Source organism: Alkalibacillus salilacus, assembly GCF_030812915.1.
Taxonomy (GTDB): domain Bacteria; phylum Bacillota; class Bacilli; order Bacillales; family Alkalibacillaceae; genus Alkalibacillus; species Alkalibacillus salilacus.
On record NZ_JAUSTQ010000010.1, the window covers coordinates 59880 to 75521 of the forward strand.

Annotated in this window: 22 protein-coding genes; 12 read left to right on the plus strand and 10 right to left on the minus strand. The window is 38.4% G+C overall.

Annotated features, from left to right (window positions below):
- The first annotated feature begins 305 nt into the window (after positions 1-305).
- Entirely contained in the window at positions 306-1301 is a 996-nt protein-coding gene (gene trpS, locus J2S77_RS11340) for a tryptophan--tRNA ligase (protein ID WP_306977448.1), read from the plus strand.
- Positions 1302-1465: 164 nt separating this feature from the next.
- Here the strand turns inward: trpS and J2S77_RS11345 are convergent, their stop codons facing one another.
- A complete protein-coding gene (locus J2S77_RS11345) occupies positions 1466-1636 on the minus strand; it encodes a hypothetical protein (RefSeq protein ID WP_306977450.1) in 171 nt (56 codons plus the stop codon).
- A gap of 112 nt (positions 1637-1748) precedes the next feature.
- Between J2S77_RS11345 and J2S77_RS11350 the strand changes: the two genes are divergently transcribed.
- A complete protein-coding gene (locus J2S77_RS11350) occupies positions 1749-2084 on the plus strand; it encodes a hypothetical protein (protein WP_306977452.1) in 336 nt (111 codons plus the stop codon).
- A 25-nt stretch (positions 2085-2109) separates the two neighbouring features.
- On the opposite strand, the gene J2S77_RS11355 is transcribed toward J2S77_RS11350, so the two are convergent.
- The 5 genes from J2S77_RS11355 to J2S77_RS11375 all read right to left on the minus strand — a co-directional run bounded on the left by J2S77_RS11355 (position 2110) and on the right by J2S77_RS11375 (position 5987).
- Positions 2110-2865 carry a DUF3603 family protein gene (locus J2S77_RS11355; protein ID WP_306977454.1) on the minus strand — a complete coding sequence of 252 codons (756 nt, stop codon included), beginning with the start codon at positions 2863-2865 and terminating at the stop codon, positions 2110-2112.
- Positions 2866-2936: 71 nt separating this feature from the next.
- Complete coding sequence (locus J2S77_RS11360) at positions 2937-3143, minus strand: YuzI family membrane protein (RefSeq protein ID WP_306977456.1); 207 nt, start codon at positions 3141-3143, stop codon at positions 2937-2939.
- 235 nt (positions 3144-3378) lie between these two features.
- Positions 3379-4620: a beta-ketoacyl-ACP synthase II gene (gene fabF, locus J2S77_RS11365; protein ID WP_306977458.1), complete on the minus strand. Its 1242-nt coding sequence runs from the start codon at positions 4618-4620 to the stop codon at positions 3379-3381.
- Positions 4621-4655: 35 nt separating this feature from the next.
- Positions 4656-5594, minus strand: coding sequence for a beta-ketoacyl-ACP synthase III (locus J2S77_RS11370; protein ID WP_306977460.1), 939 nt, complete (start codon positions 5592-5594; stop codon positions 4656-4658).
- A gap of 120 nt (positions 5595-5714) precedes the next feature.
- Positions 5715-5987, minus strand: coding sequence for a hypothetical protein (locus J2S77_RS11375; RefSeq protein WP_306977462.1), 273 nt, complete (start codon positions 5985-5987; stop codon positions 5715-5717).
- A gap of 102 nt (positions 5988-6089) precedes the next feature.
- Between J2S77_RS11375 and J2S77_RS11380 the strand changes: the two genes are divergently transcribed.
- Complete coding sequence (locus J2S77_RS11380) at positions 6090-6266, plus strand: DUF2929 family protein (RefSeq protein WP_306977464.1); 177 nt, start codon at positions 6090-6092, stop codon at positions 6264-6266.
- A gap of 84 nt (positions 6267-6350) precedes the next feature.
- Here the strand turns inward: J2S77_RS11380 and J2S77_RS11385 are convergent, their stop codons facing one another.
- Entirely contained in the window at positions 6351-6659 is a 309-nt protein-coding gene (locus J2S77_RS11385) for a hypothetical protein (protein WP_306977466.1), read from the minus strand.
- An 87-nt stretch (positions 6660-6746) separates the two neighbouring features.
- Here J2S77_RS11385 and J2S77_RS11390 point away from each other — a divergent pair, with 87 nt between their 5' ends.
- The gene (locus J2S77_RS11390; RefSeq protein ID WP_306977467.1) at positions 6747-7559 is read left to right on the plus strand and encodes an undecaprenyl-diphosphate phosphatase; all 813 of its coding nucleotides are present in this window, start codon (positions 6747-6749) and stop codon (positions 7557-7559) included.
- Between the two features lie 191 nt (positions 7560-7750).
- Here the strand turns inward: J2S77_RS11390 and J2S77_RS11395 are convergent, their stop codons facing one another.
- Both J2S77_RS11395 and J2S77_RS11400 read right to left on the minus strand, forming a co-directional pair.
- Positions 7751-8062 (minus strand): metal-sulfur cluster assembly factor, encoded by a 312-nt coding sequence (locus tag J2S77_RS11395; RefSeq protein ID WP_306977469.1) that lies wholly within the window; start codon positions 8060-8062, stop codon positions 7751-7753.
- 78 nt (positions 8063-8140) lie between these two features.
- Positions 8141-8902 (minus strand): alpha/beta fold hydrolase, encoded by a 762-nt coding sequence (locus J2S77_RS11400; RefSeq protein ID WP_306977471.1) that lies wholly within the window; start codon positions 8900-8902, stop codon positions 8141-8143.
- A gap of 157 nt (positions 8903-9059) precedes the next feature.
- On the opposite strand from J2S77_RS11400, the gene J2S77_RS11405 reads away from it, so the two are divergent.
- The 8 genes from J2S77_RS11405 to dat all read left to right on the plus strand — a co-directional run bounded on the left by J2S77_RS11405 (position 9060) and on the right by dat (position 15100).
- Entirely contained in the window at positions 9060-9893 is an 834-nt protein-coding gene (locus J2S77_RS11405) for a Cof-type HAD-IIB family hydrolase (RefSeq protein WP_306977473.1), read from the plus strand.
- Between the two features lie 182 nt (positions 9894-10075).
- Positions 10076-10201 (plus strand): hypothetical protein, encoded by a 126-nt coding sequence (locus J2S77_RS11410; protein WP_306977476.1) that lies wholly within the window; start codon positions 10076-10078, stop codon positions 10199-10201.
- The gene (locus tag J2S77_RS11415; protein ID WP_306977478.1) at positions 10201-10401 is read left to right on the plus strand and encodes a DUF3813 family protein; all 201 of its coding nucleotides are present in this window, start codon (positions 10201-10203) and stop codon (positions 10399-10401) included. Before J2S77_RS11410 ends, J2S77_RS11415 begins: the two co-directional genes overlap by 1 nt.
- Positions 10402-10651: 250 nt before the next feature.
- Positions 10652-11548 (plus strand): phosphate/phosphite/phosphonate ABC transporter substrate-binding protein, encoded by an 897-nt coding sequence (locus J2S77_RS11420; protein ID WP_306977479.1) that lies wholly within the window; start codon positions 10652-10654, stop codon positions 11546-11548.
- 104 nt (positions 11549-11652) lie between these two features.
- Positions 11653-12441 (plus strand): phosphonate ABC transporter ATP-binding protein, encoded by a 789-nt coding sequence (gene phnC, locus J2S77_RS11425; RefSeq protein WP_306977481.1) that lies wholly within the window; start codon positions 11653-11655, stop codon positions 12439-12441.
- Positions 12422-13243, plus strand: coding sequence for a phosphonate ABC transporter, permease protein PhnE (phnE, locus tag J2S77_RS11430; protein ID WP_306977483.1), 822 nt, complete (start codon positions 12422-12424; stop codon positions 13241-13243). The genes phnC and phnE (J2S77_RS11430) overlap by 20 nt, the downstream gene beginning before the upstream one ends.
- Complete coding sequence (gene phnE, locus J2S77_RS11435; protein ID WP_306977485.1) at positions 13243-14040, plus strand: phosphonate ABC transporter, permease protein PhnE; 798 nt, start codon at positions 13243-13245, stop codon at positions 14038-14040. Before phnE (J2S77_RS11430) ends, phnE (J2S77_RS11435) begins: the two co-directional genes overlap by 1 nt.
- A gap of 202 nt (positions 14041-14242) precedes the next feature.
- Positions 14243-15100, plus strand: a complete 858-nt coding sequence (gene dat / locus J2S77_RS11440) for a D-amino-acid transaminase (protein ID WP_306977488.1) — start codon at positions 14243-14245, stop codon at positions 15098-15100.
- Here dat and J2S77_RS11445 read toward each other — a convergent pair.
- Positions 15097-15561, minus strand: a complete 465-nt coding sequence (locus J2S77_RS11445) for a hypothetical protein (RefSeq protein WP_306977489.1) — start codon at positions 15559-15561, stop codon at positions 15097-15099. The genes dat and J2S77_RS11445 overlap by 4 nt on opposite strands.
- Between the last annotated feature and the right edge of the window lie 81 nt (positions 15562-15642).

Here is a 15642-nt window from a genome sequence, read left to right on the forward strand (position 1 = left end):
GATGATATAAAACTTGCAGGATTGAATGATGTTGCCTATAATATAGACAATTACATAGTTATTGCGCAATGAACGAGGATTGTACGACTAAACCGCTATCGACAGTGAGTCTGGTGAGTGAGAACAGGCGTTAAGTTTTGTTGGAAATTGGGCCTCCGGAGCTGATTTATTCCGTGTAGCGAACGATACATCGCTTACTTAAGTGACCTTTAATAAGGTAACAAGGGTGGCACCGCGATTCCATTCGTCCCTTTTCTTTGGGAGAGTGGATTTTTTTATGATTAATAATAGTTGAGGTGATTTATATGAGTACGATTTTTTCAGGGATACAACCAAGTGGTTCTTTAACGATTGGTAACTATTTAGGAGCGCTAAGCCGTTTTCCGAAAATGCAGGATGATTATAAGTGTTATTTCTGTATCGTTGATGAACATGCCATTACAGTTCCGCAAGACCGATTGAAATTGCGTGATCAAATCCGTTCGCTTGCAGCCCTTTATTTAGCAGTTGGCATTGATCCTAAACGTTCCACGCTATTTATACAATCAGAAGTTTCTGCACACACGCAGATGGCTTGGTTACTACAATGTGTGGCATACGTTGGCGAACTTGAACGGATGACACAATACAAAGACAAATCCGCTGGTAAAGATGGTGTATCAGCAGGGCTGTTAACCTATCCACCACTAATGGCAGCAGATATTTTATTATATTCCACAACCGTTGTTCCAGTTGGTGAAGATCAGAAACAGCATATCGAACTAACACGTAATTTAGCCGAGCGTTTTAACCGCCAACACAATGACATTTTAACTGTGCCTGAACCTCATATCCCAGAACAAGGTGCACGCATTATGTCCCTACAAGATCCAACGAGCAAAATGAGTAAGTCGGACGATAATCAAAAAGCGACAATTTTCATGCTCGATCAACCAAAACAAATTGAGAAGAAAATTAAGAGTGCTGTAACTGATTCTGAAGGTGTGGTTGAATACAAACCTGAAGATAAACCTGGTATTTCAAACTTATTAAATATCTACTCTGGTTTCTCAGGGAAATCAGTTGAGGAAATCGCTGAAAATTACGCTGGCAAAGGATACGGCGAATTTAAACAAGACCTTGCCCAAGTTGTTATTGAAGGTTTGGAGCCGATCCAAAAACGTTATTACGAACTATACGAATCAGATGAATTAGATGATATCTTAGATCAAGGTGCTGAGCACGCTAATCAAGTAGCAAACAAGACACTCATGAAAGCGAAAAAAGCAATGGGCATTGGCCGCGTACACTTGAAGCGTTAAACATGAAAATCCCGCGAATACGAGCGGGATTTTTTACATTCTATAGAGATTGTTAGACAATTTCGTGTGATTGTCTAACAATTTGGACACTTTGTCTAACAATCTAAACACATTATCTAACAACTACAGAGAAATGTTAGATAATCATAGTGATTTGTTAAATACTATGTACTCAACTTCGGTTTTATTATAATACTAAACCTTACAAGCGCCTCAATCACAAACGATCCACCTAACACGGCATAAACTAACGATTCAGATACTCCACTCCATGCTAAATATAACCAAGCAATTCCAAGGATGAAAATAAAGCTGTGAAAGATGAGATCAAACATAAGAAAACCCCTTGAATTCATATAAACCCTCCTAGTAATATTTTACAATCGTAATCACAATCAATCAACTAAATGTGTTAAAATTCAGATATAAATCTGATGGGGGGTATCTATGAAATATTGTAAAAGCTGTCAAAAACCAATCGATTACTTTAAACTAGTCGACTTAACACTTCCACCCTTGGACCGGGAAAAGCTAATTCATTGTTCATATTGTAGAACGAGTTATCGACTGACAACTGCATCATTCTTCACATGGTTAATTATAATTGTTACCTTTTTATCAATTTCTTTTTTTGCATTTAGCATCGTATTCTATCATTATTCTTTCTATAATATGCTGGCAGAAACGTTCGTCTTCGCATTTGCCATGTCAGGCTGTTTAGCACTCACCTCACCCCTATTCTTACGTTACAAATCAGGCGCTCACTTTAATGAAACCATCTAAAAAAGTGATGAGCTTATTCAGCTCATCACTTCTCCAACACATTCTTCTTCTGCTGCTCCATTTCCCATAACCGCTCAAAAAACGGCTGACCTTTTGCCATTTTTTCACATATTTCATTATGTTTCGTTCCCCAACCATGTTTCGCAGCATCCACCAAATAGGTGTATCCTTCGTCAAAAGTCATTTCCTGAATGCGACTGTACTCCTCTGGGCGCCATTCTGTTAACCAATACCGTAATTCATCAAGTCTTCCAGATTGACCAATTTGATCAATCATCAACATTAATAAATGTTTAAGTTGACGTTCTTTACGCGTTAAACCCGTCATATATTTCGGTTCAAGTGATAATAAGTGACTTGTGACGGATTTCCGCTTAGGTTTAAATGAAAAATCTTGAGGTGTCTTATGTGAAATCAAGTCTAAGATCAATCGTTCCTGACGTGGAATCACCCGGCTTTTTCGGACCGGAATTTGATAGCCCAGTGTATCCACTACAAGCACATGTTCATTGTCTGTGATGACAAAACAATAATCTAACGCAAGCCTTTTATGTTTTTTCTTTAAATAACCCCTTTTATAAACAGCATCTAATAAGGATTTCGGTAAATCGGACATATCGTTTTCTATGTAATCAAAAAGTGCTTGCGTCACATAAACAACTGGTACTTGATCCAATAATTCAATCGAATCTTGCTTGCGCCATTCATAAAAATGGCACACATTATAACCGTTTTCCTCACCTTCAAACCAGTTCACCCAAATATCATGAACATAGATCATCGTCATCCCTCACTTTGACGTTTTTCCATTTATGCTCATTATCACCAAGTGACACATTTTTATTCCTAATTTTATGAGCCGAATGGGTTTTTATACATGGCTAACATAATGAAAATAACGCCAACTGGAAGCATGTAGCACTCTGGTCGTTTATAAACAAACATTAAAAAATCAATAAAATTCATCCCTACGGGTAAAAAGTTCATATAACCAATTAACGAAACTGCACCTACACATGTAAAACCAAATCCTAAAAAAAATAAAAACAACGCCCACATACGTGCATCTCCTATTCTTCGATGCCCGTCCATGGTGTCTGACTAAAATAATTAGGTTATTTCATAATATGATTAAGACTTCATAATCATGATAGTTGTATTATAAATAACTACAAGACTTACCAATGAACATCAACTGAATATAACCCAAGCTAATCATGAACAAGCTTAAGAAAACATAAAAAAACCTAACCCCCATTGAAACATGAGGGTTAGGTTCCACAATAGAAATATATTAGGACTGATACGTTTTAAATACGAGTGATGCATTATGCCCACCAAAGCCGAGTGAATTACTCATCACAGCATGTAATTCTGCTTGACGTTTTTCGTTTGGCACATAGTCTAAATCGCACTCTGGGTCAGGTGTTTCATAATTTACAGTTGGAGGCATTACTTGATCTTGCAGAGCTAAGACTGAAATAATCGCCTCTAAACCGCCAGCAGCACCTAACAAGTGACCTGTCATAGATTTTGTTGAGCTCATAGCCAAATCATATGCATGATCACCAAATACGGTCTTCACCGCTTGTGTTTCGTATTGATCATTATAAGCTGTACTTGTTCCATGAGCATTAATATATTGTACCGCTTCAGCGTCCATCTCAGCATCATCCATAGCTTGTTGCATGGCGCGAGCAGCACCTTCACCTTCAGGGGCTGGCGCAGTAATATGATACGCATCACCTGTTGAGCCATACCCAACAATTTCTGCGTAAATCTTCGCACCACGAGCTTCAGCTGATTCGAGTGATTCTAAAATTAAAATACCTGCACCTTCGCCCATGACAAATCCATCACGATCTTGATCAAATGGACGACTTGCTGTTTTCGGATCTTGATTAGTTGTTAAGGCTTTTGAGCTTGAGAAGCCAGCAAACGACATATTATTAATTGGTGATTCTGCGCCACCTGTAATCATCGTATCCGCATCGCCACGCTCAATCACTTTAAACGCATCGCCAATCGAATTCGTACCTGAGGCGCACGCTGTCACTGTGCACGAGTTAATTCCTTTTGCACCGAACATAATTGACACTTGTCCAGCTGCCATATCCGGAATCATCATCGGTACGAAGAATGGACTCACACGACGTTGACCCTTATCTAAAAATTTACGAAACTGCTCTTCATAAGTCGTCATACCACCGATTCCTGATCCAATCCATACACCTGTACGATCGGCATTGCTTTCATCAATCGTTAAATTCGCATCATCAATCGCCATTTTCGAAGCAGCGACTGCATATTGCGTAAATAAGTCCATCTTTTTTGCATCACGTTTGTCCATGTAATTTCCAGGATCAAAATCTTTTAGTTCAGCTGCGATTTTCGCTGGAAACTCATCAGCATCAACTTTAGTCACACCATCAATACCAACATAACCATCAAGAATATTTTGCCACATTGTTTCAACATCATTACCGACAGGTGAGACTGTGCCTAAGCCTGTCACGACTACACGTCTCTTTGACATGATTTTCAACCTCCTATGCTTCACGCATTCTTGTTTTATTTACCCCATTTTAACGCTACGGCACCCCATGTAAGGCCACCGCCAAAACCTACTAATACTACTACATCATCTTCTTTTATTCTACCTGCTTTAACATCTTCTGACAATGCAATAGGAATCGAAGCCGCCGACGTATTACCGTAACGGTCAACTGACTTAGACATTTTCTCAACAGGAATCTCTAAATTCTCTCGAGCCGCTTCCATAATCCGAATATTCGCTTGGTGTGGAATCAAGTAATCAACATCATCCTTCGTTAAACCTGCTTGATGTACCACGTTCAGCGAGGAATCTGCCATTTTTCGGACCGCGAATTTAAACACTTCACGACCATTCATATAAATGACATCTTCATCCGTTTGATGTAAATATGGAATGCCTGTCCCGTCAGAACCTAATTCATGTGCCAAAATACCACGATTCTCTGATACATTCGATACAATAGCAGCTCCAGCACCATCGCCAAATAACACAGCTGTGTTACGATCTTCCCAATTCGTAATTTTTGATAACTTCTCAACACCAATCACGAGAATATTCTGGTGAACTCCCGCTTCAACAAACTGTTTTGCGGTGATAACACCATACATAAATCCTGCACAAGCCGCACTAACATCCATCGCAGGAATTTGTCTGGCACCTAGTCTATTTTGCAACTGACAAGCCACCGACGGAAAACCCATGTCTGATGTGACCGTTGCAACTAATATCATATCTAAATCTTCGCCGTTAAGACCTGCTTCATTTAAAGCCCCAACCGCTGCTTCATATGCTAAATCAGAAGTATCCATGTCATCTGATGCAATTCGACGCTCTTCAATCCCTGTTCGCGTGCGAATCCATTCATCAGACGTGTCAACCATCTGTTCTAAATCATGGTTCGTTAAAACCTTCTCAGGCACGTAATGGCCTGTTCCGATTAAACCCGCTTTCATATCGCGTCATCTCCTAACGATTAACTTCTACTATCATATATTATGACCTGGTTCTAATTTTATCAAATTCTCCATCGATTTCAACGATTTTATTTCAAACTTAATGGCTTAAGCTAAAGTTTAACCTTCTTCATCGATCTCTATAATCGACACACGATCCGCTATCACATCACAATGTTCGTTAATACAAAACGCTTCATGAAAAGGTTCAAATTCCTTTGAACTATCCTCTACTAATGTAAAACGAGCATGTCTCGCAACCATCGCATAATAATGCCAGGATTGATCTGAATCAAGCACATCTTTTCCAACGACGTCATGACCTGCAAGTAAATAATAACTTACCAATTCATATCCAAATGGGTGAAAGCACGGATAGACAAAAACTTTCATAACATGATCTCCTCACTCAACCGTCACAATTTTTTTATTTATTTTTTAGCCAAGCTTTGATACACTAAGGTGTGGAATGTATAGATAAATGAGGTGAACTATATGCGTTTAATTTCAACAGCAGTTTGGAGCTTTTTATTAAGTGCCATGATCGTATATGTAATCGGTAGTATGGCAGGTATGAGTTTCAATTTAACAGCAGCTATTGCCATTGCAATTGTCTTCACCCTAGGTACCGTTGTTCTTGGTGAAACTGTCATTACCGATAAGGAAAACTAACGAATACTCAAACGATTTCAATGATGTATACAACAATTGAGGTTGACTTCCTTGCGGTAAGTCAACCTCCTTTTTTATGTTTCACTACCAAGGTAACAGACTCAGTGCAGCAACAAATGTTAATGGAATAATCAAACGACTTAACCCATATTGATAAGATGGATAACCATAGCCATAAGGTTCATAACCTTGATAACCATATGGACCATAACCATATTGTCGAACTGGAATTTGCGGGATATGTTGAGACGGGACAACTAAATGGACGTTTTCATCATCTAAATCAGATACATAACCTTCGATTTGATCGCCGGCTGTCGTTTCAAGCAGAACGTGTTGATGAAGGTGCTGTTGACACCATTCATATGCTGGCTGTTTCATTTCATGCACCATAATTACATCCCCTTTCACGTACAATGTATTCAAAGTATTTGGGATATGTGCACAACAACCTATATTCATAAGGAGGGATCATTCACGATGAACGAAATTATGGAGATTATACAATTTATTTTTCTTGGCTTATTCCAAGGGTTTACTGAACCAATCCCTATTTCCTCAAGTGGGCATTTAGTTATATTACGATCGTTATTCGATATTGGAGAACCAGGGATCACATTCGAAGCGTTTATAAATTTTGGTTCATTAATCGCTGTTGTCACGATCTATCGCCGGGATATATGGCAATTAATTACCGGAAGTAGTCGATATTTATTCAATCGAGACGAAGATTCTAAAACAGATTTTCGTTATGCTTTTCTTTTAGTCATTGCTACGATTCCAGCAGGATTATTAGGCGTGTTATTGGAAGATTCTATTGGCGAAATTTCAGATCGCGTCAAAATAGTTGGTGTTACACTGATTATTACAGCCATTGCATTATGGATCATCCGTAACTTCCACGGCCATAAAGACGACGAGCAATTAACGATTAAGGATGCTGTCATTGTCGGTTTTGCCCAGGCTGTTGCGCTTGTTCCTGGCATCAGTCGCTCGGGTGCTACTATTGTTGCCTCAATGCTTGTCGGTATGAAGCGGCGCGTAGCCTTGCGCTTTTCATTTTTAATGTACATACCTGTTAGCTTAGGAACAATGGTCTTTGCCGTTAGCGATGTATTAGGCAATCCTGAGTTATCTGGACAATTTGTGCTTTACCTGATTGCTTTAATTGCGGCCATTTTATCTTCATATTTGGCACTCTTATTGTTTATTAATATTATGACAGCTGGTAAATTAAAGTATTTTGCGTATTACTGTCTTATAGTCGGTATTTTGGTGCTAATATTCTTATAATGAACAAATCAATATAACATAAAAACAACTTCCTTTATCATAAGGAAGTTGTTTTTATGTATAAGTCTCTTTCGTTTAAATGGTTTAATCAATATACAGCTAAGAATAAGGTACGAATTAACAGCAATATTCATATTAAACCTTTGCTCATACTAAAAAACAGCCCAACAAAATTGGACTGTTCCTATTAATTAATCCGGGATACCAAGAGCGATTTTTGCATAACGAGACATGCGTTCTTTAGTCCATGGTGGATTCCATACAATATTGACTTCAACTTCATTCACTTCTGGAATGTCAACTAACGCTTGTTTAACATCCATTTCAATTGTCGCAGCAAGTGGGCACCCCATTGCAGTTAACGTCATAGTGACTGTTGCAAGCCCTTCGTCATCTAATTCGATATTGTAAACGAGACCTAGATTGACAATGTCAATTCCAAGTTCTGGGTCGATTACATTCTCAAGCGCTCCCCACAGATTCTCTTCTAAAGCTTGATCCATGCTCGAGTCCTCCTTCAAACATTCTCTATACTATTATAAACACGTTTTCATCTTTTTTTAAAGTAAAATTAATTATTTCTATAAATGAGACGTTAACCAATCACGAAGGCTCAACATCGCATCACGACTCACTTTATGATCCCTGCCAGGTTCTGAAACGAATTCCACGTGTTTTGCACCTGCTTCTTGTAATTGTCGGTAGAATTCAATTGCCTGATTATAAGGAACAACCGGATCCTCTTCCCCGTGCCAAATAAATAATGGACGGTCATTCAAAGCTTCAATCTGTTGTGATAGATCGATTGCCTTCAGTTGATCCAATTGTTGTTGCAATTCTTCGTCTGTAAATGGTAACTCAATTCCTTGTGATTCAATACCTTTTAATAAATAATCCGCCATTTCTTGCATGTTCGCAGTTCCCATCATAATGCCTGCAGCTCGTATTGAATCATATTGTGTAAGGGCTGCAGCAGTGGTAATGCCTCCCATACTCGTTCCAGCTACAGCAAAACGACCTGCTTCCAATAAACCTTGGTTTGTTAGCCATGTTTCAATTTTTGCTAGATCAGTGAGATTGTGTTTTACTACTTCCCAAAAAGCAAATTGAACTTCTTGATCAGAAATATTGCCCCGTCGCTCACCGTGATGTATCGCTTCTGGCAATACAACACGATAACCTGTTTCTGCTAATAAATACGCCAGGGGTAAATTTTGTTCTTTAGCACTCGTAAATCCATGAAAATATACCATAACTGGTAAGGGCGCAACTTGTTGTGTTTGTTCATGAACGATTAATACTGGAATATCATCAATGTATTGTTGGTCAATTGCAATAGCCATTGCTCAGATCCCCCTAAAATTCATTTTATAAATATAATAAATTAAAATCCGTTTTCATACAAATATCAATGGCTATTGACGAAGTGACAATCAATGCAAAATGTGGTATTATAATTAAATTAGTAATGAAGCAAACTGGAATAATTGAGGTGAAAAAATGAAACAGCATCTAATATGTATAGATTTAGATGGGACGTTGTTAAATAATGATAAAATCATTTCAGGTAGAACAATGAAGACTATTGAAGCTGCACGAGAAGCTGGACATATTGTTGCCATTGCGACAGGGCGACCTTATCGGGTTAGCCGCCAATTTTATCAACAACTTGGCTTAGATACACCTATTGTTAATATGAACGGTGCACTTGTTCATCATCCACAACAACCGAATTGGGATCATTTGCATTCCCCATTACCTAAAAATGTCGCTTACGATATTGTTGATACTTGCTATGATGTCGGTGTCCAAAACGTGTTAGCTGAAGTTATGGATCAAGTGTATATTGAATTTAAAAATGACCATGACATCACGAAATTCTTCCAAGCTGGTACGGAATCACCTGCTATTTTCGGTAATATGAAACAGAATTTAGCTTCTGACCCATCATCAGTATTAATCCATCCATACGACGATCGTATCGATGCCATTCGAAATACGTTGACTGAACGTCATGCCTCAATCGTTGACCACCGCAAATGGGGCGCGCCATTCCATGTCATTGAAGTTATTCGTTCAGACTTGCATAAAGCCGTAGGCGTCCAAAAAATCGCCAAAGAGTATGATATTCCTCAAGAAAGAATCATTGCATTCGGTGATGAAGACAATGATTTTGAAATGATCGATTATGCAGGAATTGGCGTGGCAATGGATAATGGAATTGATGAACTGAAATCAATGGCCAATGAAATTACACATACCAATCACGATGACGGTGTTGCTCGCTTTTTAGAAATGTATTTAGGTTTACCGGAAACTGTCTTAACTAAATAATTCTCAATTGACTATCCTAACTTAAGGATGGTCATTTTTTATTTTGTCCACCTCTCCCTTATTTTCCAACATTATATCATCATAAACATTGATTATATCCCCACACTATAACTGAACACTTTATTTTGTGTGTTCTTCATGACGACTTGGCCAACCGTCAAATTACTGAGGAGGGTTCTTCCATGCGCGAGAAAAAGCCACATCCGAATCGCAAAGTCAATCCACAAGCGAAACAAGGTCGACGTGCTTTTTCCGACCAAGATCGAAAACGTAAAGAACAAAATACGTTTAACCGAGGAGGATTTTAATGGCACATTTAATGAACCAAGCCCGTCAAGCGATGGAAAACTTAACGAACAAACGAAAGCAACACCAATCATTCGAAGCTAGTAATCAAGATATTCAAGCCGTTCAACAATGTATTCAATCAGCTTATGAACAATGTTCACCAGAAGAAGAACAAGAATTAAAACAACTCGAACAGGAATTAAATCAGTACCAACAGTAATCCCTTACCGAAAGCGTGTCTAACACGCTTTCGGTATTTTTTGGACTAAAATCAGATAATAATTGAGTTAATTATTACCAAACAATGGCCATCTTGGCACACCAAACTTTAACAATTCTCGACTGATGTCATACTCTTTGTAAAGATTTCGTAAAATTGTATCAAAATATTAAAATTGTGTTGTACTAATGTCACATATTATTTATAATTAAGTTGATTTCAATATTAATACGGTTAAGGGGGCATTATTTTGAAAAAGTTACTTGGATTGATGGCTTTAGCAGTTGTAGCATTTTTAGCGGCATGTGGAAGCGGCTCAGATGAGGGTAACCCTGACACACTGGTTATGGGCTTCGTTCCTTCGCAAGACTCTGAAACAATTGCTGACACAGTTGAACCGCTAGCAGAAGAATTAGGTAACATTTTGGACAAAGAAGTAGAACCTCGTACGATGACTAGTTACAACGGAGTAATTGAAGGTATGGGCTCTGGTCAAGTACATATTGGTTTAATCCCAGCATTCGGTTACGTGATGGCTCATCAAGATTATGACGTTGAAGTTATTTTGAAATCCGTACGACACGGATCGGAAACTTACAAAGCACAATACCTCGTACAAGAAGATTCCGACATTGAATCACTCGATGATTTAGAAGGCAAATCATGGGTTTATGGTGATGCCGCCTCTACATCTGGCTTCTTATTCCCTGCTTCTCAACTTATGGACAAATACGACTTAGAATCCCAAGCAGACTTAACAAGTGAATTCTTCAGTGAAGCAAACGCTGTTGGTGCACATGATACAGCCGCTCTAGAAGTTTATGAAGGCGGAGCTGATGTTGCAACAACTTTCGATGATGTTCGCGATAATTTAGAAGAAGACTATCCTGATATTAAAGATAAAACACGTGTACTCGACTATACAGAAGAAATTCCAAACGACACAGTATCCGTCATCTCAGAACTAGATGATGAACTTGTCAGTGACATTCGTGAAGCGTTCTTATCATTTAATGAAGATGAAGAGATGCTTCAAGTAATGAACGATGTCTATACATGGGATGCGATCGTCGAAGCTGAACACGAAGATTACCAAGTTGTTGAAGATACGTACGAACGTTTCCAAGATAGTATCAGCCTTGAATAGTAAAACCTTGTAACGAAAAGGGAGGGTATACCTCCCTTTTACGTTACTATTTAACAATTTTAATCTATTTATACATACTTTTGGTTGACATGAGGTGAAAAGACATGATCGAATTCAATGATGTATCCCTCGTCTACCCTAATGGACATCAGGGACTTAAAGACGTCAATGTAACAATTGAAGATGGTGAATTTGTCGTCATCGTCGGCTTGTCCGGCGCAGGCAAATCGACTTTCATAAGAAGTATTAACCGTCTTGTTACACCAACAGCAGGCGAATTAAAAGTTGGTGGTGACAATATTTTAAATTATAAAAGCAAAGGTTTACGCGACTTACGAACGAAAGTCGGCATGATCTTTCAAAGTTATAACTTAGTTAAACGTAATAGCGTCTTTCGTAACGTCTTAGCTGGACGACTGGGTCATACTGGAACTGTTCGTTCTGTGTTCAACTTTTTCAGTAAAGAGGACAAAGCACTCGCTTACGAAAGTCTTAAACGCGTCAATATCGATGAAAAAATTTATAGTCGTGCCGATCAGTTATCAGGTGGACAGCAACAACGGGTCAGTATTGCGCGTGTTTTAACACAAAAACCTGACTACATTTTAGCAGACGAGCCAGTCGCTTCACTCGACCCACCAACATCACATCAAGTAATGAAATATTTACGTAGAATTAATAAAGAAGATAATATTACAACCATTGTAAACCTACATTTCATTGACATGGCGATGGAATATGCTGATCGTATTATAGGTATGAGATCTGGTGAAGTTGTGTTTGACGGGCCTGTTTCAGAGGTGTCTGAAGCAACATTTGAAGAAATATATGGTCGTTCAATCCGTGAAGATGATTTGCGCGGAGGTGCAGAAGATGGCGAACAACATCAATAAACCCAGCCTGAATGACGATCGTTACGCCCCTCTTTTATCACCATGGCGGGCTAAAGCAAAGGTATCTCTTGTCTTCTTTATTATTTTGTTTTTCTTATGGTACAGTTCTCGTACCACTGGTGTAGATTTCGGTGATCTCATTATGGGCTTTACGAACATGGGGCAAATTATAGACAAATTATTCCCAATCAATATGGACGTGTTAGCTCCAGCATTCGATCGTCTTATTGAAACCATTCATATGGCGATTATCGCATCAACATTTTCAACAATTATTGTCGTCCCTGTGAGTTTACTAGCAGCAAATAATATTACTCATAACTGGTTCGTTTACAATACAACTCGTTTAATTATGAATATTTTACGTACAATACCCGACGTTGTATTAGCAGTTATTTTCGTCGGTATTTTTGGAACAGGACCAATCGGTGGTATTGTCGCCTTGTTTATTTTCTCACTCGGTATTTTAGCAAAATTAATTAGTGAAACTGTCGAAGCAATTGATATGCAGCCAATCGAAGCGATGCGTGCATCTGGTGCAAACACGATACAATCTATTTCATATGGTGTTATGCCCCAAGTTGCGCCACAATTCACGTCATTTGCGCTATACGTGTTTGAAATTAATATTCGAGCATCAGTTGTAATCGGGCTCGTCGGCGCAGGTGGTATCGGACAATTATTAATGAGTCAATTTAGCTTCAATAATTATGGTGCTGTGATGACGATTATCTTAGTTATTTTCATTGTGGTCGTCATTATCGAATATATCAGCACGAAGATTAGGGAGGCGATCATCTAATGGCATTCGAACAACCTCCAAAAAAGCAAATACCAACTCAGAAAAAAGTTAAGCGCCTTTCAATCGCACTAGCACTACTCGCCCTATACATTTGGACCTTTATATCAATCGATATCGAATGGAAAGAGGCTTTCAATCGGTTCGCCTCAAATTATAATGTTGTTGTACCACAATTATTTTCTCCTAACTGGGCTCGCGCTGGTGAAGTAATTGAGAAAATGATTGAAACAGTATTTATTGCCTATGTTGGATCTTTAGCGGCTGCTATTTTAGCTGTTCCACTTGGCTTTTTATCAGCCATTAATATGACAAACAGCCGTGTTTTATCAACTGTAGGAAAATGGATTTTAAGTGCTGTTCGTGCGTTTCCAGAAATCATTTTAGCCATTATGTTCGTTGTCGTCGTTGGACCGAATCCATTCGCAGGTATTTTAGCCATTGCGATCGGGTCAACAGGTATGCTTGGTAAACTATACGCCGAAATACTTGAGTCAATTGATATGAATGTCGTTGAAGCCATGCAAGCGAACGGTGCGAATAAAATTCAAATCATGTTCCATGGGATTATCCCACAAGTGATTCCAGAATTTTTATCTTATGCTATTTACCGTTTCGAAATCGACGTCCGTGCCTCCACGATACTCGGTTATGTCGGGGCTGGTGGTATTGGAACGATGATCTTCTTTGCTTACAGTAACCGTAATTGGAGCGATATGGGGATGATTTTACTCGTCATTATCGTTGTCGTTACACTTATCGACTATGGTAGTTCGTACATTCGAAAACGTATTGTATAATTATTACGAAACGTCACAAGCTATCTCCTTGTGACGTTTTATTATTTCAAAAACAATTCATGTATGTTTTCGTTTATATAAAGTGTATTTTCGCCGTAACTCTCCTTCTCATTCAAATCTAAGCCGTCTGCCATATTTACATCCCTTATATTTTACTCTAGGATATACATAAAACAGCTTAGATATATAAGGAGATGACCAAATGCTTGTACTAAAGAATGAGACTTTAATCAACCGTAATGATGCTGTAATCGATATTGAAGACCGGGGCTACCAATTTGGTGACGGTGTTTATGAAGTGATTCGCTATTATGACGGGGAGTGGTTTTTATTAGATGACCACCTAGAACGCTTACAATATAGCTTGGATGAAGCTGAAATTGACTATAACGTCCAAGAAGAAAAGCTTAAAGCACGCCTCCACGATTTGATGGAACAGAACCAAGTACAGGATGGCGGTGTTTATTTACAAGTAACACGTGGTTTCGCCCCGCGTAATCACCCATATCCAGAACACCAACAACCGACACTTATCGCTTATCCACTTAACTTAAAACGCCCAACACATGATCAAACACATGGCATTCATACAATCACAGCTGAAGACTTCCGGTGGCTACGGTGCGATATTAAAAGTTTGAACCTGCTTGGAAACGTGATGACGAAGCAAAAGGCAATTGATACGGGAGCGAGTGAAGCCATTTTCTACCGCGATGAATCACATGTGACAGAAGGTTCTTCAACGAATGTATTCATTGTTAAAAATGGTGAACTGATCACGCACCCAGCTGACCATTATATCTTAAACGGTATTACACGTCGTCATTTGTTATATTTAGCTGAACGACTTGATATACCTTATCGAATCGAAGTTTTCGGGCTCGATGCATTAAAAAATGCTGATGAAGTATTCGTTTCATCAACATCAGCCGAAATCAAACCCGTTATTTCCGTTGATGATCAAATCATCAGTAACGGGGAACCGGGTCCAATTACCAACACATTATTAAAAAATTATTTTGATCATTTATCTGTTACCAAATTGCCGAATCATATCTAATGGTCTTGTTTTGAGTGATTTCGAACTAATAGCCATTCACTTATGTAATACATCATAAAGAAAAATATGACATGAGCAATAAACCAATCAAAAATAGCCATAATATCAAATGCATTTGGTGTTTTAGTTACTGCTAAAATCGTTAAAGGAAAATACGTTAAAAACGCCATAAACGATAAAATTGCAGCGATTTCCATTCGTTTGTTCCAAAAAGATTCTTTTTTCGTAATTAAATATAAATAAAACGTGACAATGACCGTTGCAACAATGACATGCAAGGCATATTCAAATGCTAAATAAAAATTCTCAGGAACTGTTTCACTTGGTGTATAAATAAAATCAATGTTCAATAATAAAGTATATAATTGCTTACCAGTAAAGGTTTCAATGATATATAAGTACAAGCTCATCGCCGTCGATGAAATAAGCCCGACAAATAATGCAATATATAAATAGCGCAATATTTTCACCTCACTTTCGATTCTGTTTTAGGGCTATGACTTTTTCTAACTTTCAATTCGTGCTAATATGAAGAAGAGATA

Coding starts and splice junctions, on each gene's coding strand:
- trpS (WP_306977448.1), top strand. CDS start 306: ATGAGTACGATTTTTTCAGGGATACAACCAAGTGGTTCTTTAACGATT.
- J2S77_RS11345 (WP_306977450.1), bottom strand. CDS start 1,636: ATGTTTGATCTCATCTTTCACAGCTTTATTTTCATCCTTGGAATTGCT.
- J2S77_RS11350 (WP_306977452.1), top strand. CDS start 1,749: ATGAAATATTGTAAAAGCTGTCAAAAACCAATCGATTACTTTAAACTA.
- J2S77_RS11355 (WP_306977454.1), bottom strand. CDS start 2,865: ATGATCTATGTTCATGATATTTGGGTGAACTGGTTTGAAGGTGAGGAA.
- J2S77_RS11360 (WP_306977456.1), bottom strand. CDS start 3,143: ATGTGGGCGTTGTTTTTATTTTTTTTAGGATTTGGTTTTACATGTGTA.
- fabF (WP_306977458.1), bottom strand. CDS start 4,620: ATGTCAAAGAGACGTGTAGTCGTGACAGGCTTAGGCACAGTCTCACCT.
- J2S77_RS11370 (WP_306977460.1), bottom strand. CDS start 5,594: ATGAAAGCGGGTTTAATCGGAACAGGCCATTACGTGCCTGAGAAGGTT.
- J2S77_RS11375 (WP_306977462.1), bottom strand. CDS start 5,987: ATGAAAGTTTTTGTCTATCCGTGCTTTCACCCATTTGGATATGAATTG.
- J2S77_RS11380 (WP_306977464.1), top strand. CDS start 6,090: ATGCGTTTAATTTCAACAGCAGTTTGGAGCTTTTTATTAAGTGCCATG.
- J2S77_RS11385 (WP_306977466.1), bottom strand. CDS start 6,659: ATGGTGCATGAAATGAAACAGCCAGCATATGAATGGTGTCAACAGCAC.
- J2S77_RS11390 (WP_306977467.1), top strand. CDS start 6,747: ATGAACGAAATTATGGAGATTATACAATTTATTTTTCTTGGCTTATTC.
- J2S77_RS11395 (WP_306977469.1), bottom strand. CDS start 8,062: ATGGATCAAGCTTTAGAAGAGAATCTGTGGGGAGCGCTTGAGAATGTA.
- J2S77_RS11400 (WP_306977471.1), bottom strand. CDS start 8,902: ATGGCTATTGCAATTGACCAACAATACATTGATGATATTCCAGTATTA.
- J2S77_RS11405 (WP_306977473.1), top strand. CDS start 9,060: ATGAAACAGCATCTAATATGTATAGATTTAGATGGGACGTTGTTAAAT.
- J2S77_RS11410 (WP_306977476.1), top strand. CDS start 10,076: ATGCGCGAGAAAAAGCCACATCCGAATCGCAAAGTCAATCCACAAGCG.
- J2S77_RS11415 (WP_306977478.1), top strand. CDS start 10,201: ATGGCACATTTAATGAACCAAGCCCGTCAAGCGATGGAAAACTTAACG.
- phnC (WP_306977481.1), top strand. CDS start 11,653: ATGATCGAATTCAATGATGTATCCCTCGTCTACCCTAATGGACATCAG.
- phnE (WP_306977483.1), top strand. CDS start 12,422: ATGGCGAACAACATCAATAAACCCAGCCTGAATGACGATCGTTACGCC.
- phnE (WP_306977485.1), top strand. CDS start 13,243: ATGGCATTCGAACAACCTCCAAAAAAGCAAATACCAACTCAGAAAAAA.
- dat (WP_306977488.1), top strand. CDS start 14,243: ATGCTTGTACTAAAGAATGAGACTTTAATCAACCGTAATGATGCTGTA.